Genomic DNA, 17,575 nt, shown 5'->3' with positions numbered 1-17,575 from the left:
CATTATTTACGCTTAATTTCTTCCATGATGTAAGCTTCGATAGTATCATCCACTTGGAGGTCATTATAGTTTTCAATCATCAGACCACCTTCACGGCCGTTACCAACTTCTTTGACATCATCTTTATAGTGTTTCAGACTAGCCAGTTTACCATCATAGATAACTACACGGTCACGGATAACACGGACATTTGAATCACGAGTAATCTTACCTGAGATAACCATAAATCCACCGATAGTACCAACTTTAGAAACCTTGAAGGTTTCACGGATAAGAGCTTCACCAATAATTTTTTCTTCAAATTCTGGATCAAGCATTCCTTTCATTGCATCTTCGATTTCTTCAATAACTTTATAGATAATACTGTGTAGACGAATTTCAACATCATCAGCGTCAGCTTGAGCACGCGCTTGTGGTGTAGGACGAACGTTAAATCCGATAACAACGGCATTTGAAGCTTCTGCAAGGGTCACATCAGACTCGCTGATAGCACCTACCGCTGAGTGAACCACGTTGACCTTAACACCTTCAACATCAATCTTAAGAAGCGATGCGGCAAGAGCCTCTACAGAACCTTGCACATCAGCTTTGATGATAACGTTAACGGTCTTAACTTCACCAGCTTTAAGGGTATCAAAAAGATTTTCAAGGCTAACACGTTGTGTTGCTTGACGCTGTTTAAGAAGGGCACGCTTCGCACGCTCTTCACCCGCTGCACGAGCAGCTTTTTCATCTTCATAAACGGCAAAGTGATCACCAGCCATTGGTGCTTCGTTCAAACCAGTAATTGAGACTGGCATTGAGGGTTCAGCTGATTTAACACGACGACCAAGATCGTTGGTCATGGCACGCACGCGTCCAAAGGTATTACCAACAACGATTGGATCTTGGACATTCAAAGTACCTTGTTGAACAAGAAGGGTTGCAACAGCACCTTTTCCTTTATCAAGACGAGCCTCGATAACTGTACCGATTGCACGAACCGTTGGGTCAGCTTTAAGTTCTTGAAGTTCTGCTACAAGTAGAACTGTTTCAAGAAGCTCATCAATGTTTTGACCGAATTTTGCTGAGATTTCAACAAATTCAGAATCTCCACCCCACGCTGTTGACATGATGCCGTGCTCAGCCAATTCACCAATAACTCGCTCAGGATTGGCCCCAGGTTTATCAATCTTATTGATGGCAACAATGATTGGCACGCCGGCAGCTTTAGAGTGGTTAATCGCTTCGATTGTCTGTGGCATAACACCGTCATCTGCCGCTACGATAAGGATGGTAATATCCGTTACTGAAGCCCCCCGTGCACGCATTGACGTGAAGGCCGCGTGACCTGGTGTATCAAGAAAGGTAATTTTCTTACCATTGGCTTCAATTTGATAGGCACCAATATGCTGTGTGATACCACCTGCTTCACCTGTTGCAACACGTGAATTACGAAGGGTATCAAGAAGTGTGGTTTTACCGTGGTCAACGTGACCCATGATTGTTACGACTGGTGCGCGCTCAATCATTTCTTCTGGGTCAAGGTAACCATCTTCAACGAAGAAGCGCTCAATATCGGCATTATCCACTTCAACCTTAGCTTTAGCTTCAATACCATAATCTACCATCAAAAGCTCAATCGTATCACCATCAAGGGATTGATTCTGAGTGGCCATAACACCCATCATAAAGAGTTTCTTAACGATTTCTGCTGGCTCACGTTTGATACGTTTTGCAATCTCAGCGACAGTCATACCTTCGCTATATTCAAATTCTTTTGGCAATTCGTGGAATTTACGCTCTGTTACAGGAGCTGGTGATTGATTGCCTTTACGTTTGTTTTTCTTATTGTTATTCCAGTTGCTATTACGCTGATTTCTCACTTGGTTTTGGTTCCAGTTTTTCTTATTTTTTGCTTGTTTTGGTCCGTCTTCATTTTCATTAGAGAAGTCTCTTGATTTTTCTGGACGGGCCTTTTTACGACGAGTATCAACAGTTGTTTTTTCCGTAGAGACTACTGGCGCTACTTTAGGAGTAGCTACCACCTCTTCTTTTGCCTTCTTAGCAGCCTCCCTAGCTTTTGCTTCTGCCTCTGCTTGCGCCTTTAATTTTTCTTGACGAGCTTGTGCTTGGGCAGCTTCTGCCTTACGTTTTGCTTCTTCCTGCTCACGGAAACGCGCTTCACTTTCACGTGAATATTCTGCGTTTTGTTCAGCTTTCAAGGCCGCTGCACGTGCTTTAAAATCAATGCGTGGTGCAGTTGCTTGTGCAGTTTGAGCAGGGCGATTTTGCTGACGATTACCATTACGGTTGTCGCGATAATCATTGCGCGTGTTAAGCTGGTTTTCGTTACGATTACGATTTTGGTTATCATTGCGGCGATTGTTTTGACGATTGCCATTTGAATGACCTCCGCCTTGATTATTATTTGATTCACGGTTGTCATTTCGCCTTTTGTTTTCGCGACGTTCGTTACGATTTTGATTACGGTTATTTCCACCGTTTTGACGACGTTCTGCCTGTTCTTTAGCTTTGGCTTCACGTTCTGCCTTAAAATTACGAATTTGCGGACGAACTGGTGCTGATTTCGTAGTCGGCTTAGTTTCAGCTATCTCTTCACTCTTAGATTCTGTTACTTTTTCAGATGACTGAATTTCTGACGTTTCTGTCCTAACTTCAGCTTTCTTGTCTACTTTCGGAGAAGCTAAATTAGCAGCTTGGCCATTTCTCAAAGCATCAACAAGACGCTTTTCACCTGCTGCATCTACACTAGAAGCGTGTGTTTTGACATCTAGGCCTAATTCTATCGCTTTTGCCACTACTTCCTTACTCGTTTTACCAATTTCTTTGGCGATTTCATTTAAACGTTTCTTAGACAAATCTTGTCCTCCTATTCTTTAGTCCATAAGAGTCCTCATTTTCTTTGTAAATCCAGCGTCAACCACACAGACAACCTTGCGAGGTTTGCCTAGGGCTATACTTAATTCCAGCGCACTAAACGCTGTGGAGACTTCTATTTTGTAAAATGTACTTTTATCTGTTATTTTTTTAGTCAAATTAGCTGCTGCATCGTTAGCTAGGAATACGAATTTTGCTTCTTGATGTTGGATAGCTTTAATCACCAACTCTTCACCAGAAATTATTTTCCCCGCACGCTGAGCAAGCCCTAATAGATTTGACAATTTTTCTCTGTTAGTCATATTTTCTTATATCAATACTGCTATTCTAGTCCTAACTCACGACGTTTTACCTTGTGATCAACGTAAGAAATGAGTTCATCGTAGAAACTTTCTGGAACATCTATTGAAAAGGAACGATTAAACACCTTTTTTTTCTTAGCGAGCATCGCTTCCTCATTATCCAGTTTAATATAAGCACCACGTCCGTTTGCTTTACCAGTTGGATCGATAAAAATATTCCCCTCTTTAGTTTTCACAATACGGAGAAGATCACGCTTATCAATGATTTCACCTGAAACAACTGATTTGCGCAATGGGATTTTTCGTGTTTTAGCCATCTTAAGATACCAAGTCCGTCATGTGACACTAAAATCACCTTATGACTGTTCACTTATAACGGATTTCTTCCTTTCTGACTGAATTATGCCTCTTCTGTTGTTTCAACTTCTTCTGAAACAATAGTCTCTGTTACGTTTTCTTCAACATTTTCTACCGTTTCAGTAGCACTAGCTTCCTCTTCCCACTGAGCCATAATTTCTTCATATTCTGATGCAGACTTAATGTCAATGCGGAAACCTGTTAAATGCGCTGCAAGCCGTACGTTTTGCCCACGACGGCCAATCGCAAGAGAAAGTTTGCTGTCTGGCACAACCACTGTAGCGCGTTTGGCATCCTCTGGATCAAAGATAACATAGTCAACTTCAGCTGGTGCAATGGCATTATAGATAAAGTCTGCCGGGTCTTCTTGCCACTCAATCACATCAATATTTTCTTCAACTGGTACAGATAGACCTGTTTTAGCATCAACACGCATTGGGTGGAAATGGCTAATAACTTTTTTGATATTGGCACCACCACGACCAACGATTGTACCAATAGCATCAACGTTTGGATTGTGGCTACGCACAGCAACCTTAGTGCGATCTCCCGCTTCACGAGACACACTCACGATTTCCACTGTACCATCGAACACTTCAGGAATTTCACGTTCCATGATACGTTTGATAAACTCAGGGTGACTACGACTAACAAAAACATTAACACCTTTAGGATTGTTCTCAACCTTATAAACGTAAACGTCAATCATGTCATGAGATTTCCAAATTTCTCCTGGAATTTGGTCTTGGTGAGAAAGCTGTGCTTCAAGACTGCCAAGGTTGACATAAATGAAACGTTGGTCAAATCGCTCAACCGTACCAGTCATAATTTCACCTTGGTGTTGCATGTATTCGTTATACATGATTTCACGAGTTTGCTTACGCATTTTTTCCATAATCGTTTGTTTAGCAGATTGAGCTGCAACACGTCCAAACTCTTTGACTGACTCTTCAAAACGAATCTTGTCTCCAAGTTCGTAAGCAGAACTGATCAGAAGGGCATCTTTCAAACTGATCTCAAGGCGTGAATCAAAAACTTCATCCACAACTTCACGAACAGTGAAAACCTGAAAATCACCGTTTTTTTCATTAAAATCAACCACACAACTTTCAGACTGACCGTAACGGCGTTTATAGGCTGATTTTAGCGACTCTGTAACAGCATCAATGATGTCTTCTTTTTTAATGTGTTTTTCTTCTTCCAAAATCTGGAAGGCTGCTAGCATTTCTTTGCTCATAAAATAAGATATTAAGGGCATTGAGCGGACACAGTCAAAATAGAAAACTGACCGACGACGCTCGCGTCTAGGTCACGTTTATCTTTTTTGACAAAGTCCGTAGCCCATATTCAATTCCTTTCTTAGACTAGGAAGACATAACCACTTGGGCATGTTCAATCCCTTTCAAATGTAGTAATAGATAAAGGTGAATACGAAAAAATAGGAGAACGCCTGACGAAGCTTGTGTCTAAGGACGTTTATACCCGCTAAAGGAGGCACCTATTTTTGATAATATCCTAGCCCGTATTCAATTCCTTTCACAAATATGGTAAAAAGAGCTCCGCACTTTTAGGCAATAACTAAATGAGCTTGGTTATAGCTTCACAGCGAGCCGTGCCTTCGCTACGCTGCTATAAGGAATATCAACCGTTTTATGACGTGTTTTGTCTAAATAATCAATTGTCAAGGTTTCGCCATCAAAACTCACCAAATCTCCTTGAAAAATCTTAATTTTATCAATCGCCTTATATAGAGAGACGTTAATGTATTTGCCAACAGCTCCCTCTAGCGCTTCTTTGGTTTTTAGTGGTCGCTCTAAACCAGGACTCGATACTTCCAGCATATATTGGGCAGGAAATGGGTCAGGCTGAATCGTATCCAGTAAAGGACTGATAATATCCGTCAGCTCTGCGGTATCCTCAACCGTAATGCCTTCTGGCTTATCTACAAGAACAGATAACACATAATCACCACCTAGCTTTTCATACTGAATATCAATCAATTCAAACGGTTCTAGAATAGCTGGTGCAACTGCTTCCGTCACTAATTCAACAATGTTTGCGATAATCATCACCTCCATTTTTTTAACATAGACAAAGGGCGTAGTTATCACTCGCCCCTTTCTTGTATAATTTATAATAGTATAACAGACTCTTCATAATATTGCAAGCAAAAAGCTCTGCAAATCATATTTAGCCTTCAATATGCTGTTAGCGCTCCGATACCTGTTTAGCCAAAGCAAAGTTTCCAAGCGTTGCTGAGCCATTTTCCGGAACACCCGGTGTCACAATATATTCAGTCACATCTGGTACCGGAACATAGCCATTAAGAAGTGCTATAAATTTCTCACGCACACGACGAAGCATGTGCTCCTGCGCCATAACACCACCACCAAAAACAATCACCTGAGGACGGTACAACAAGGTTGCTTGCACAGCTGCCTGCGCAATATAAAAAGCTTGTATATCCCAGACATCCGAGTTTTGTTCAATTAGTTCTCCACGTATACCTGTACGAGCTTCGAGTGATGGACCTGCCGCAAGCCCCTCTAAACAACCATTGTGGAAAGGACAAACACCTGTAAATTCATTAGCATAATCGCGCGGATGGCGTGGAACATAAACATGTCCTGCCTCTGTATGACCGATACCTCCTACAAATTTACCATCTTGAATAGCACCTGCGCCAATACCCGTACCAATAGTGTAATAGACTAACGATTTCACATTCTTACGCACAAGAGCTTCGCCATAGGCTGATGAGTTAACATCTGTAGTGAAGTAAAACGGAATATTAAACTCCTTTTGGATGAGGCCAAGCAGGTCCACCTGAGACCAATGCTCTTTAGGCGTAGTTGTCACAAATCCATAAGTCTGTGAATTTTGATCAATATCAATTGGTCCAAATGAGCCAATCGCAATACCAGCTAAACGATCTTCATAACGTTTAAAAAATTCTACTGTTTTTTCAATCGTTTCATAAGGTGTTGTCGTTGGAAACTGTGTTTTTTCAACAACTTGGAAATTTTCATCACCTACAGCACATACAAATTTTGTTCCACCAGCTTCAAGGCTTCCATAAAGTTTAGTCATCATATCCCTCATTATTAGAAATAGTTTTTTATTTAGATTTTCCTTGGTCATTCACCAAAAGGAAATCATGTTCTGATACATCTTATTATACCAAAAATCACAAAGAAAGGCTGAGTTTTTTTTACTCAGCACTCCCAGTTTTATTTAATTATTTAACGCTCACAAGATCAGCACCAACAGCAACTGTTCCTGTAGCTACTGGAGAAACTTCTGCAAAGTCAGCTGTGTTTGTCACGATAACCATTGTAGTGTCATCAAGACCTGCCTCAGCAATTGCTGCGCGGTCAAATGTCGCAAGAACATCTCCTGCCTGAACACGTTGGTTAGCCGTTACTTTTGGATTGAAACCTTTACCATCCATAGAAACAGTATCAATACCGATGTGAAGAAGAACTTCTGCACCTTTATCTGATTTGATACCATAAGCATGACCAGTTTCAAAAGCAATTTGAATCACACCTGAAACTGGAGCATAAAGAGTATCTCCACTTGGTTTAACCGCAATACCTTTACCCATAGCACCTGATGCAAAGACAGGGTCATTAACATTTTCAAGAGCTACAACATCACCTTCAAGCGGAGAAACAATTGTTTCTGGCCCAGCTTCAACTGCTGACGCAACTTCTTCTGCTACTGGAGTTACAACTGGGGCCTCTACTGAAACTTTTTCTTCATCTTCATAACCGAAGAGGTAGGTAAGTACGAAACCAAGAGCAAATGATACAGCTACCATAAGGAGGTATTGTGGCAATTGGTTTACATAAAGAAGGGTACCTGGGATAATTGTGATACCTGAACCTGTACCTTGAAGGTTGAGAAGCGAGGCCAGCATACCACCTACAGCACCTGCAATCAATGAAAGGAAGAATGGTTTACGGAAACGCAAGTTAACCCCAAAGATTGCTGGCTCAGTAATGCCGAGGAAAGCAGAGAGAGCTGCTGGGAAAGCAAGAGCCTTCAATTTAGCATTTTTAGTTTTCACACCAACCGCAACAGTTGCCGCACCTTGTGCAGTCATTGCTGCTGTGATGATAGCGTTGAAGGCATTCGTTGAAATACCTGTTGCTGCTTTAGACTCAGCAAGCAATTGAATTTCAAGAAGATTGAAGATGTGGTGAACCCCTGAAACCACAATAACTTGGTGAAGACCACCAATGATAAGACCTGCCAGACCAAATGGCAAAGAAAGAACTGCTTTTGTACCTGCAAGGATATAGTTTTCAACCACGTGGAAGACTGGGCCAATCGCAAATAGTCCAAGAATAGACATTACCAAAAGTGTTACAAATGGCGTTACCAAGAGATCAAGAACATCTGGAACTACTTTACGAACAGCTTTTTCAAACTTAGCACCGATTAAACCGATAACAAAGGCTGGAAGAACTGAACCTTGCAAACCAACTACTGGAATGAATCCAAAGAATTCCATCGCTTTAACATCACCACCGTTGGCAACTGCCCATGCATTTGGAAGTGATCCTGATACCAACATCATCCCAAGAACAATACCTACAGCAGGGTTACCACCGAATACGCGGAAAGTTGACCAAACCACAAGACCTGGTAAGATAATGAAAGCTGTATCAGTTAAAATCTGAGTATAAGTTAGAAAATCAGCGTTATATTCATTCACACCAATAGCAGACATAATAGCAGGTTGTGTCAAAAGTCCACGAAGCCCCATGAAAAGACCTGTTGCTACGATAACTGGAATGATTGGAACAAAGACGTCACCAAATGTACGGATAGCACGTTGGAACCAATTTCCTTGTTGTGCAGCTTCTGCTTTCATTTCAGCTTTTGATGATGTTGGCAACCCAAGAGCAACCACTTCATCATAGATTTTATTAACAGTACCAGTACCAAAAATCAATTGATACTGACCAGAGTTGAAGAAAGCACCTTGAACTTTTTCAATATTCTCAGCTTTTTCTTTGTCGATTTTAGCTTCATCAACAACCATGACACGAAGGCGTGTCGCACAGTGAGCAACACTGCGCACGTTTTCGCGACCACCTAGGGCCTCGATAACTTCTTTTGCAATCTGCGTGTTATTCATTTGCAAAAAATCTCCTTATTTATTTTTCTGAAAGCGATTAACTTTCTTTTACATGACCTAGTTTAACATGGCTGGCAAAATATGTCAATCGTTTTGCAGAAATTTTATTTTTTTCGTGTTTTTCATTGATTTTTCGTGTGAAAACGTTTATCATAAAAAGTGACAAAAATAGCAGAAATCGTCACAGGCTTTCTGGTATTTAATTTTTAAGGAAAGGAATATTCAGTTAGAAGATATCTAACTTAAATACGGGACGTATTTGCTAGAAAAAATTTGCATCCCCTTATCGGTGCACGTCACCTTTGCTGGTTTTCTTTTTTCCATGAAAATGTTCATAGGCGAAACATCCCTAATAGATTAATTATGAATTTACCTACTGAGATTCGCTACCGTCGCTACGAAGATTGGACGGAAGCAGAAAAAACTAAAATTGCTGAAAATGTTGCCAAATCTCCTTGGCATGCTACCTATCACCTAGAGCCAAAGACAGGACTCCTGAACGACCCTAACGGCTTTTCTTATTTCGACGGTAAGTACCATCTTTTCTATCAAAATTGGCCTTTTGGTGCAGCACACGGTCTCAAACAATGGGTGCATACAACCTCTACTGATTTAGTCCATTTTGAAGAAACTGGCGTGACACTTTTACCAGATCATGCTCATGATAGCCACGGGGCCTATTCAGGATCTGCCTACGAAATAAACGATAAGCTATTTCTATTTTACACCGGAAATGTTCGTGATGAAAATTGGGTTCGTGACCCTCTTCAAATCGGAGCTTGGATGCACAAAGATGGTACTATTGAAAAATTCGAAGACGTCTTAATCCAACAACCAGAAGATGTCACCGAACACTTCCGTGATCCTCAAATCTTCGACTATCAAGGACAATTTTATGCCATCGTTGGCGCTCAAAATCATGAAAAATCAGGTTTTATCAAACTCTATAAAGCCGTTGATAACGATGTCAAAAACTGGACAGTCGTCGGCAATCTTAAATTCGGCAGTACTGGATCTGAGTACATGATTGAGTGTCCAAACCTTGTCTTTGTCGAGGGCAAACCAGTCTTACTTTACAGCCCACAAGGACTTAACAAAACTGAGCTGGCTTACGATAATATCTATCCAAATACTTACAGAGTCTTTGAACACTTCAACACAGAAGCACCTGCTTTGACCGGAAACGGAAAGCTAGAAAACTTAGACTACGGTTTTGAGGCTTATGCGACTCAAGGCTTCAATAGCCCTGACGGTCGTGCCTTTATCGTGAGCTGGATCGGACTCCCTGATGTGGATTATCCAACCGACCGTTACGACTACCAAGGAGCTATGAGTTTAGTTAAAGAACTTTCTATTAAAAACGGTAAACTTTATCAAAAACCAGTAGCTGCCATGGAAACTCTGCGCCAATCATCAGAGGCCTTAGCAAGTAAAAAAGTGACAGGAAACACTTACGAGTTGGAACTAACAGTCCATGCTAACACTACTGCTGACCTTCTACTCTTTGCTGATGAAGCTGGAAATGGCTTACGCTTAACCGTTGACACTAAAGATGGAAAAGTGATTTTAGACCGCTCTGCTTGCGGTGAACAATACGCAACAGATTTTGGCACAACTCGTGACTGTCACATTGCTCCATCCGATACCAGCATTCGCCTTTTTGCTGATAAATCCATTGTGGAAATTTTTGTTAATGATGGCGAAAAAGTCTTTACAAGCCGAGTTTTCCCTGCTGAAAATCAAACTGGGTTAATCGTTCCAAAAGGAGTTGTTGGAACTTACTACGAATTGGGGTAGACTATGGTCGCTAAACTTACTGATGTTGCGACTCTGGCAGGCGTAAGTCCTACCACTGTGTCTCGTGTTATTAACAATAAAGGGTACCTATCCCAGAAAACCATTGATAAAGTACGAACTGCCATGAGAGAATTGGATTACACTCCAAATACCTTAGCACGTAGTCTTCAAGGCAAGTCTGCCAAGCTCATTGGACTGATTTTCCCAAGCACAAGTAACATTTTTTATGCTGAGCTCATTGAACATTTGGAACACGAATTATTTCAAAAGGGCTACAAGGTTATTATCTGCAATAGCGAAAGCGACCCCGTTAAGGAGAAAGATTACCTGGAAATGCTAGGTGCTCATCAGGTAGATGGTATCATTTCATCCAGTCACAATTTAGGAATAGACGACTATGAAAAAGTCAAGGCACCTATCGTTGCTTTTGATCGCAACTTAGCTCCAAATGTTCCCATCGTCTCTTCAGATAATTTTGCTGGTGGAAAAATGGCTGCGCAACTTTTGGAAAAAAACGGTTGCCAAAATATTATCATGATTACTGGGAATGATAACTCTAATTCTCCGACAGGACTGCGGGCGCTAGGCTTTAATTATCCACGAAAAAATCGTCCCGTTATTAACGTTCCAAGCAATCTCTCAACGCTCCGCAGAGAAATGGAAATCCGCTCTATTCTAGTGTCTCAAAAACCTGATGGAGTCTTTGCTTCTGATGATTTAACTGCTATTTTAGTCATGAAAATGGCAGACCAGTTAGGCATATCCCTAACCACAGATTTGAAAGTGGTTGGATACGATGGCACTAATTTTATCGAAAATTATTTCCCTCAATTAACAACAATCAAACAACCGCTAAAAGAAATTGCTAGCCTTGTCGTGGAAATCCTTCTCAGAAAAATAGAAGGACTCCCAACACAAAAAGACTACATCTTACCTGTTCAAGTAATCAATGCATTTGCGCTATAATTGATGAACCAACGTTGCTTCATTAGACAAGCAACGTTTTTTGATATAATATTAATCAACTATAACTAGTTTCTTCCTAGTACACCACATTTTTAAATTAATATAGAAATAGATTTTTATAAAAACGATGACAACTTACAACATAACTCTTCCTAATATACCAAAAGCGCTTACAGTTAAAGAGCTTTTAGAAGACCATTGGCTCATTCCTCGTAAAATTAGGCATTTTTTACGTACTAAAAAGCACATACTTGTTAATAATGCCAACGTTACTTGGCAAACGCCTGTAAAAGCTGGTGACCATATAACCTTGATTTTCGACCAAGAGGATTACCCTGAAAAATCAATTCCATTCGGTGACCGTAAGCAAGTTGACTGCCTTTACGAAGATGAGCATCTCATTATCGTCAACAAACCTGAGGGAATGAAAACGCATGGAAATGAGCCCACAGAAATCGCCCTCCTCAATCACGTCTCTGCTTATGTTGGTTTAACTTGCTATGTGGTGCACCGCTTGGACATGGAAACCAGTGGGGCCATTCTCTTTGCGAAAAACCCCTTTGTCCTTCCTATTATCAACCGATTGCTAGAAACCAATCAAATCAGCCGTCAATATTGGGCCTTAGCTGAAGGAACATTTCCGCAAGAGCAACTAACCTATCGTGACCTCATTGGTCGTGATCGTCACGATCGTAGAAAGCGTATTGTTGACTCAAAACATGGACAAAGAGCCATTACCCACATTACTCGGCTAAAAACCTTTGACAAAGTAACTCTCCTTAATTGTAAACTGGATACTGGACGAACACATCAGATTCGTGTGCACCTCTCACATCACAGACACGCATTAATAGGCGATCCGTTGTATAGCAAAAAAGCTGCGCAACGCCTCATGTTGCACGCCCATCAATTAAGTTTTACCCATCCCTTTACTCTGGAAAAAATCACTGTCAAAGCTGAGTCAGATAGTTTTGAAAAAGGGTTACAAACTACTCACTAATAAAAATAGTTTACATCTAGCGATACTATCTAATAGAATAATCACCATTCCCTTCAATCTCTAAGGAAATCAACCTGCAAATAAATAATAGTTAATTGAAATAGGGATAGGATAAAAGAACCTCATAAAAAGTATTGTAATTTGGCAATACTTTTTTGAGGTGCTTTTTGATATGAACCCATGTTTATCCCTATTTCAATTGACTATATTTTAGGTTCGAGCTTGAAAACGAATGAGCGAGAATAATCCAGTGGATGTTTTAGGTGGACACTTGAAAATGTAGAAGTGTCCAGTTTAGGACTTCCAATCAACCACTGCATCGTCTGTGATTACTCTCAAAAAGAGAGGGTTAAGATATCTTTTCCCAACCTCCTGAGCTTAAAAATATGAGAGCGAAGAAGACCTAGATTTGACAAAGAGAAATGAAACTTCGTAAGAAGTCACTTTCGTTCTACACTACATTAGGATAAGTATTAACACCAAATTTACTAATTAAAGTCTAAATTACTATACTACCGATCAGGGCATAGACTTTTACCACTTCCTCCGTATTCACCCAAGTATAATTCCAATGAGAAAACACGGATCACATCAAAAGTAGGTCAAGAAAAGTATTGTCAATTTGCGATACTTTTCTTGACCTACTTTTGTCCTGTTCCTATTTCAGTAAACTATAATTCAGTATCGAATTTGTTGCACTTGATTAAACAATACGCCAAAACTAACTACGGAATGATGCAGCTAAATTTTCAGAGTATGTTCTAGGTCCGTAGGATGTGGAACTTAGTGTGAGAAAACGGGATAATTGTAACAGAATTTAGTCTCAAACTAAGTTCTGTTTTTCGTAAAAAGACTCTAAATGATTCACTTTGGGAAATGATTGACAAATTAGTTGATTGTTGATATAATCTTTATACTTAACCAGTTAAGGAGTTTTTTTAAAATGTTCAAATTTTATCGCGCCCTACTATCACTCTTACTTACCCTGCTTATATTAGGAGCTTGCCAACATAAACCTCCCAAAGAAAGTCAAGGACTAAACATAGTCACTAGTTTCTATCCCATTTATGCCATGGTTAAGGAAGTCTCTGGTGAACTTAATGATGTCCGCATGATTCAATCTGGACAAGGGATACATGAATTCGAGCCATCAGTTGCTGACATCCGTGCTATTCACGACGCTGATGTTTTCATCTACCATTCTCATATCTTGGAGAGCTGGGCAGGACGGTTAGACACAAATCTAAAACAATCTAACGTCATAGTTTTAGAGGCTTCCAAAGGTATGAATCTTCAGCGTGTCTCTGGTCTAGAGGATGTTCCCGTCGTTGATGGGATTGACGAAGCGACTCTCTATGATCCACATACTTGGGTTGATCCAATTTTAGTTGCAGAGGAGGTTACACTAATAGCCAAACAACTTGCTATGATTGACCCAGATCACGCTACTACCTACCAACAAAACGCTGAAAAAATGGCTGAAAATGCTGAAAAAATGGCTGAAAAATTCACACAGCGTTTTGCCAAAACTAAAGTCAAAACTTTTGTCACTCAGCATACCGCCTTTGCATATCTAGCTAAACGCTTTGGCTTAGAACAACTTGGAATTGCCACTGTAACCAATCAAGAACCTAGTCCACGTCAACTAGCAGAAATCAAAGAGTTCATCGACACTTATCAGGTTACAACGATTTTTGTTGAGCGAGGAATCTCAGACAAAATAGCTAAAACTCTTGCAACATCAACCAAGGTTAACTTAAAAGTACTAGAACCTCTAGAAGCTGATCCCCAAAATAACCTCAGCTATCTAGATAATTTAGAGGCTAACCTCACAATCCTCGCGGAAGAACTCGAAACTAGAAAGGATTAATCAATTACATGAAAAAAAAATACATTTATAGCTCTGCAGCAGCTATTCTACTCTCAGTCAGTAGTTATCAAATTGGGCATCATCAAGCCCTTGAGCAAAAAGATAAAAACCGTGTCACTTATATTAGTTCGTCAGAGCAGCCAACTAGTAACAAGGAAAAAGTTGTGATCGATACGGCCAACATGAGCCCTGACGAAGTCAGCGCTAAAGAAGGGATTAACGCTGAACAAATTGTCGTTAAAATTACCGACCAGGGTTACGTGACTTCACATGGTGATCACTACCATTTCTATAATGGTAAGGTGCCATTTGATGCTATTATCAGCGAAGAATTAATCATAAAAGATAGCTCCTATGCCCTCAAGCAAGAAGACATTGTCAACGAGGTCAAAGATGGTTACATCATCAAGGTCAACGGCACTTACTATCTTTACCTCAAGGATGCCAAAAAAGTCACCAATGTTCGTACCAAAGAAGAGATCGTTCGCCAGCAGCAAAGCGCAGGTACTGTTCGACCAAGTCAAGGTAACCAACAAGGAACACCTACTACAACAAATAAGAAAAGTGCAACATCGACGAAACCTTACACTACAGATGATGGTTATGTCTTTAGCCCAACAGATGTTATTGATGACTTAGGTGACGGGTTCCTCGTGCCACATGGTGACCACTTCCACTATATCCCGAAAGCTGATTTGTCCCCAGCAGAATTGGCAGCTGCACGAGCCTACTGGAACGGTAAAAAGACACCTGCTGACAACTCTAACACCCCTGCACAACCACAAGCTTCTATAGCAACGGTGGCAACTGCACCAGTAGCTGGTGTACAACCACATGTACCACAACACACTGCTCAACCTGCACCGTCAAATCAAGCCCCACAACCAACTCAACCAACTCAACCAACACAACCAACTCAACCAAGGCAACCAGATAAATCCGCTAGCACAGATAACTTAGATAGCTTGCTACAGATGCTCTATGCTCAGCCACTATCGCTCCGTCATGTTGAAGCAGATGGTCTGGTGTTTGATCCAGCAACCATTACCAAGTGGACAGAACGGGGAGTTGTTGTGCCACATGGAGACCATTTCCACTTTATCCCCTACAGCCAAATGTCGGAGCTTGAAGCTAGTGTTTCACGTTTGTTAGGTCAAGGTAATGAAGCCAATACGCCAAGTAAACCTTCCAAGCCTACACAACCAAGCCAACCAGCATTACCAATAACACCTGAAACAGTTGAACAGCTGGTACCAAATCAGCCAGAAAACGGTGATTCCAGAGAGCTAGAGACACCCGCCGAAAATACAATTCCACCAATACCAAACGAAGAGACAACAACCACAGAAGAGAATAATGTTTCTGAATCGGATAAAGCTGATACAACCGGCAATGTTCCTAGTCAGCCAACCGATAAACCTCAGCCTAAACCGGCTGACCAGAGAGCTGAACTTCTAGCTTATCTAGGACAATACTACGGTGACAAGGCAAGTACTATTTCCTATATGCCTGGTATTGGATATGTCATCACACCTGTTGCAGGCGAAGAAAATCTGATATTATCAGAATTGACTGTCCTAACAAGCAAAGAAAAAGGAGAAGCCCTACCTGCCTTGGGCAATACTGCTGACGGTGACGAACCAGAAGAGCAAGACTCCACTGAACATAATAACTCTACTGAAACGCCAAGCCAACCAACAACTGATGAGCACCATAAACCAACGCCAGTAGCTGAGCGTGAAGGTAAGCCAAACTCACAAATCATTTACAGTCCCGAAGAAATCGCTGAGGCTAAGGCTGCTGGACGTTACACCACCTCAGACGGTTATATCTTTGATGCCAAGGACATTGAACGTGAAGAGGGAGATGCCTACATCGTTCCTCACATGGACCATAGCCACTGGATTCCTAAGTGGGACCTCTCCTATACTGAACGCCGAGCAGCCGAGAAAGAACTAGCCAGTCGTAAGCCAGCAGAAACAGAACCAAGCCATCCAACGCCACAGCCAAATGACGGTCGCCCAAGGGAACGAGCTGTAGACATCTTTGACAAAGCAGAGCCAGCTAAACGTATTCCGATTGAGAAGATGCCGTACAATTCTGCCTACACCGTCGAAATTAACAACGGTTACCTCATCATTCCGCACTACAACCATTACCACAACATCGCTATCGCTCGCTTTGATGATTTGTTTGAAGCACCTGCGGGTTACAGCCTAGAGGATCTCTTTGCTACTATCAAATATTATGTAGAAAATCCTGATGAACGCCCTAGTTCAAAAGATGGATGGGGGCGCGATAGCGACATCATGAAAGGTCGTGGCAATGCTGAAAACCGTCCGAATTATCCTGTCGGAGAAGAACCCGATGAAGATACCACAGAAGACGACGAGGCGGCAGGCATATCATCACCAGAATCTAAACCTGCTGATAATCATGAAACACTTGACACAGAATCGTCAGCTCAACCTAATCCAACAGAAACGGAAGCATCTAGCTCAGAGGACGATGACCTGGATGATTATGACCGTGACATGCTCAAGCGAGCGACTGCCTTTGGCATGGAACGAGAGGCTTTTGAGGACAAGCTCTACGAGCTTGCGATGACCCATGGTGTCGGTGTTGATACCTTTGCCTACTTCCCAGAACAAAAAGTTGTTCGTCTGACTGACCGCAATGGACAAATTCATATCATTTCACTTGTTGGATAGTCGTTAAAAAGAAGCTGGAAATGATATACTCCCTTAGAGCTTTAGTGAATTTTTGTTTTTTCACTGAACAGAACCCCTTATAATGGACAGTATAAAAAAGTACACTATACTGTTTTTATAAGGAGGTTCTTTTCTTATGGCATATGCATTAGATTTTCGTGAAAAAGTTCCCGCCTATTGTAAGCGAACAGGTCGTATCACAAAAGCATCAGATGTTTTCCAAATCTTACGACATACCATTTATGGCTGGTTAAAACTAAAAGAGAAAACAGGGAATCTAAACCATCACATCAAGTCAAAGGAACAAAACCTAGGAAAGTTGATAGAGATAGCCTCAAAAACTATCTTACTGATCATCAGATGCTTATTTGACTGAAATAGCTTCTGAATTTGACCGTCTTCCTACTGCCATTCACTATGCTCTCAAAGCTATGGGATATACTCAAAAAAAAGAACAGTACTTACTATGAACAAGATCCAGAAAAAGTAGCTTTATTTCTTAAAAATTTTAACCATTTAAAGCACTTAACACCTGTTTATAGC

Annotated in this window: 12 protein-coding genes and 3 pseudogenes; 7 read left to right on the top strand and 8 right to left on the bottom strand. The window is 41.0% G+C overall.

Annotated features, from left to right (window positions below; genetic code table 11):
• Positions 1 to 2: 2 nt before the first annotated feature.
• The 7 genes from infB to ACFPQ3_RS03300 form a co-directional block, all read right to left on the bottom strand.
• A complete protein-coding gene (gene infB, locus ACFPQ3_RS03330; protein ID WP_156806911.1) occupies positions 3 to 2,861 on the bottom strand; it encodes a translation initiation factor IF-2 in 2,859 nt (952 codons plus the stop codon).
• An 18-nt stretch (positions 2,862 to 2,879) separates the two neighbouring features.
• Positions 2,880 to 3,182 carry a YlxQ-related RNA-binding protein gene (locus ACFPQ3_RS03325; RefSeq protein ID WP_156806909.1) on the bottom strand — a complete coding sequence of 101 codons (303 nt, stop codon included), beginning with the start codon at positions 3,180 to 3,182 and terminating at the stop codon, positions 2,880 to 2,882.
• Between the two features lie 20 nt (positions 3,183 to 3,202).
• On the bottom strand, positions 3,203 to 3,499 hold the full coding sequence (gene rnpM, locus ACFPQ3_RS03320) for an RNase P modulator RnpM (RefSeq protein ID WP_156806907.1): 297 nt from the start codon (positions 3,497 to 3,499) through the stop codon (positions 3,203 to 3,205).
• A gap of 83 nt (positions 3,500 to 3,582) precedes the next feature.
• Entirely contained in the window at positions 3,583 to 4,776 is a 1,194-nt protein-coding gene (gene nusA, locus ACFPQ3_RS03315) for a transcription termination factor NusA (protein ID WP_156806905.1), read from the bottom strand.
• A 355-nt stretch (positions 4,777 to 5,131) separates the two neighbouring features.
• Positions 5,132 to 5,617 (bottom strand): ribosome maturation factor RimP, encoded by a 486-nt coding sequence (rimP, locus tag ACFPQ3_RS03310; protein WP_198039929.1) that lies wholly within the window; start codon positions 5,615 to 5,617, stop codon positions 5,132 to 5,134.
• Positions 5,618 to 5,747: 130 nt separating this feature from the next.
• The gene (gene scrK / locus ACFPQ3_RS03305; RefSeq protein ID WP_156806903.1) at positions 5,748 to 6,629 is read right to left on the bottom strand and encodes a fructokinase ScrK; all 882 of its coding nucleotides are present in this window, start codon (positions 6,627 to 6,629) and stop codon (positions 5,748 to 5,750) included.
• 148 nt (positions 6,630 to 6,777) lie between these two features.
• On the bottom strand, positions 6,778 to 8,688 hold the full coding sequence (locus ACFPQ3_RS03300) for a sucrose-specific PTS transporter subunit IIBC (protein ID WP_156806900.1): 1,911 nt from the start codon (positions 8,686 to 8,688) through the stop codon (positions 6,778 to 6,780).
• Between the two features lie 363 nt (positions 8,689 to 9,051).
• On the opposite strand from ACFPQ3_RS03300, the gene ACFPQ3_RS03295 reads away from it, so the two are divergent.
• The 3 genes from ACFPQ3_RS03295 to ACFPQ3_RS03285 all read left to right on the top strand — a co-directional run bounded on the left by ACFPQ3_RS03295 (position 9,052) and on the right by ACFPQ3_RS03285 (position 12,451).
• Entirely contained in the window at positions 9,052 to 10,485 is a 1,434-nt protein-coding gene (locus ACFPQ3_RS03295; protein ID WP_156806898.1) for a sucrose-6-phosphate hydrolase, read from the top strand.
• Between the two features lie 3 nt (positions 10,486 to 10,488).
• Positions 10,489 to 11,451 carry a LacI family DNA-binding transcriptional regulator gene (locus ACFPQ3_RS03290; RefSeq protein ID WP_156806896.1) on the top strand — a complete coding sequence of 321 codons (963 nt, stop codon included), beginning with the start codon at positions 10,489 to 10,491 and terminating at the stop codon, positions 11,449 to 11,451.
• A 127-nt stretch (positions 11,452 to 11,578) separates the two neighbouring features.
• A complete protein-coding gene (locus ACFPQ3_RS03285; RefSeq protein ID WP_156806894.1) occupies positions 11,579 to 12,451 on the top strand; it encodes an RluA family pseudouridine synthase in 873 nt (290 codons plus the stop codon).
• Between the two features lie 91 nt (positions 12,452 to 12,542).
• Here ACFPQ3_RS03285 and ACFPQ3_RS03280 read toward each other — a convergent pair.
• Positions 12,543 to 12,635 (bottom strand): annotated as a pseudogene (locus ACFPQ3_RS03280) (IS630 family transposase); the annotation flags it as partial.
• A gap of 311 nt (positions 12,636 to 12,946) precedes the next feature.
• Here ACFPQ3_RS03280 and ACFPQ3_RS03275 point away from each other — a divergent pair.
• The 4 genes and pseudogenes from ACFPQ3_RS03275 to ACFPQ3_RS03260 form a co-directional block, all read left to right on the top strand.
• Positions 12,947 to 13,128: pseudogene (locus tag ACFPQ3_RS03275) on the top strand (hypothetical protein); the annotation flags it as partial.
• A gap of 266 nt (positions 13,129 to 13,394) precedes the next feature.
• Entirely contained in the window at positions 13,395 to 14,321 is a 927-nt protein-coding gene (locus tag ACFPQ3_RS03270; RefSeq protein WP_156806553.1) for a metal ABC transporter solute-binding protein, Zn/Mn family, read from the top strand.
• Positions 14,322 to 14,329: 8 nt separating this feature from the next.
• Complete coding sequence (locus ACFPQ3_RS03265; RefSeq protein ID WP_156806552.1) at positions 14,330 to 17,032, top strand: pneumococcal-type histidine triad protein; 2,703 nt, start codon at positions 14,330 to 14,332, stop codon at positions 17,030 to 17,032.
• 136 nt (positions 17,033 to 17,168) lie between these two features.
• Positions 17,169 to 17,575: pseudogene (locus tag ACFPQ3_RS03260) on the top strand (IS630 transposase-related protein); the annotation flags it as partial.

The organism is Streptococcus caledonicus (genome assembly GCF_042656225.1).
Classification (GTDB): Bacteria; Bacillota; Bacilli; order Lactobacillales; family Streptococcaceae; genus Streptococcus; species Streptococcus caledonicus.
This window is presented reverse-complemented; position numbering and strand designations above follow the sequence as displayed.

Coding starts and splice junctions, on each gene's coding strand:
- ACFPQ3_RS03325 (WP_156806909.1), bottom strand. CDS start 3,182: ATGACTAACAGAGAAAAATTGTCAAATCTATTAGGGCTTGCTCAGCGT.
- rnpM (WP_156806907.1), bottom strand. CDS start 3,499: ATGGCTAAAACACGAAAAATCCCATTGCGCAAATCAGTTGTTTCAGGT.
- nusA (WP_156806905.1), bottom strand. CDS start 4,776: ATGAGCAAAGAAATGCTAGCAGCCTTCCAGATTTTGGAAGAAGAAAAA.
- rimP (WP_198039929.1), bottom strand. CDS start 5,617: ATGGAGGTGATGATTATCGCAAACATTGTTGAATTAGTGACGGAAGCA.
- scrK (WP_156806903.1), bottom strand. CDS start 6,629: ATGACTAAACTTTATGGAAGCCTTGAAGCTGGTGGAACAAAATTTGTA.
- ACFPQ3_RS03300 (WP_156806900.1), bottom strand. CDS start 8,688: ATGAATAACACGCAGATTGCAAAAGAAGTTATCGAGGCCCTAGGTGGT.
- ACFPQ3_RS03295 (WP_156806898.1), top strand. CDS start 9,052: ATGAATTTACCTACTGAGATTCGCTACCGTCGCTACGAAGATTGGACG.
- ACFPQ3_RS03290 (WP_156806896.1), top strand. CDS start 10,489: ATGGTCGCTAAACTTACTGATGTTGCGACTCTGGCAGGCGTAAGTCCT.
- ACFPQ3_RS03285 (WP_156806894.1), top strand. CDS start 11,579: ATGACAACTTACAACATAACTCTTCCTAATATACCAAAAGCGCTTACA.
- ACFPQ3_RS03270 (WP_156806553.1), top strand. CDS start 13,395: ATGTTCAAATTTTATCGCGCCCTACTATCACTCTTACTTACCCTGCTT.
- ACFPQ3_RS03265 (WP_156806552.1), top strand. CDS start 14,330: ATGAAAAAAAAATACATTTATAGCTCTGCAGCAGCTATTCTACTCTCA.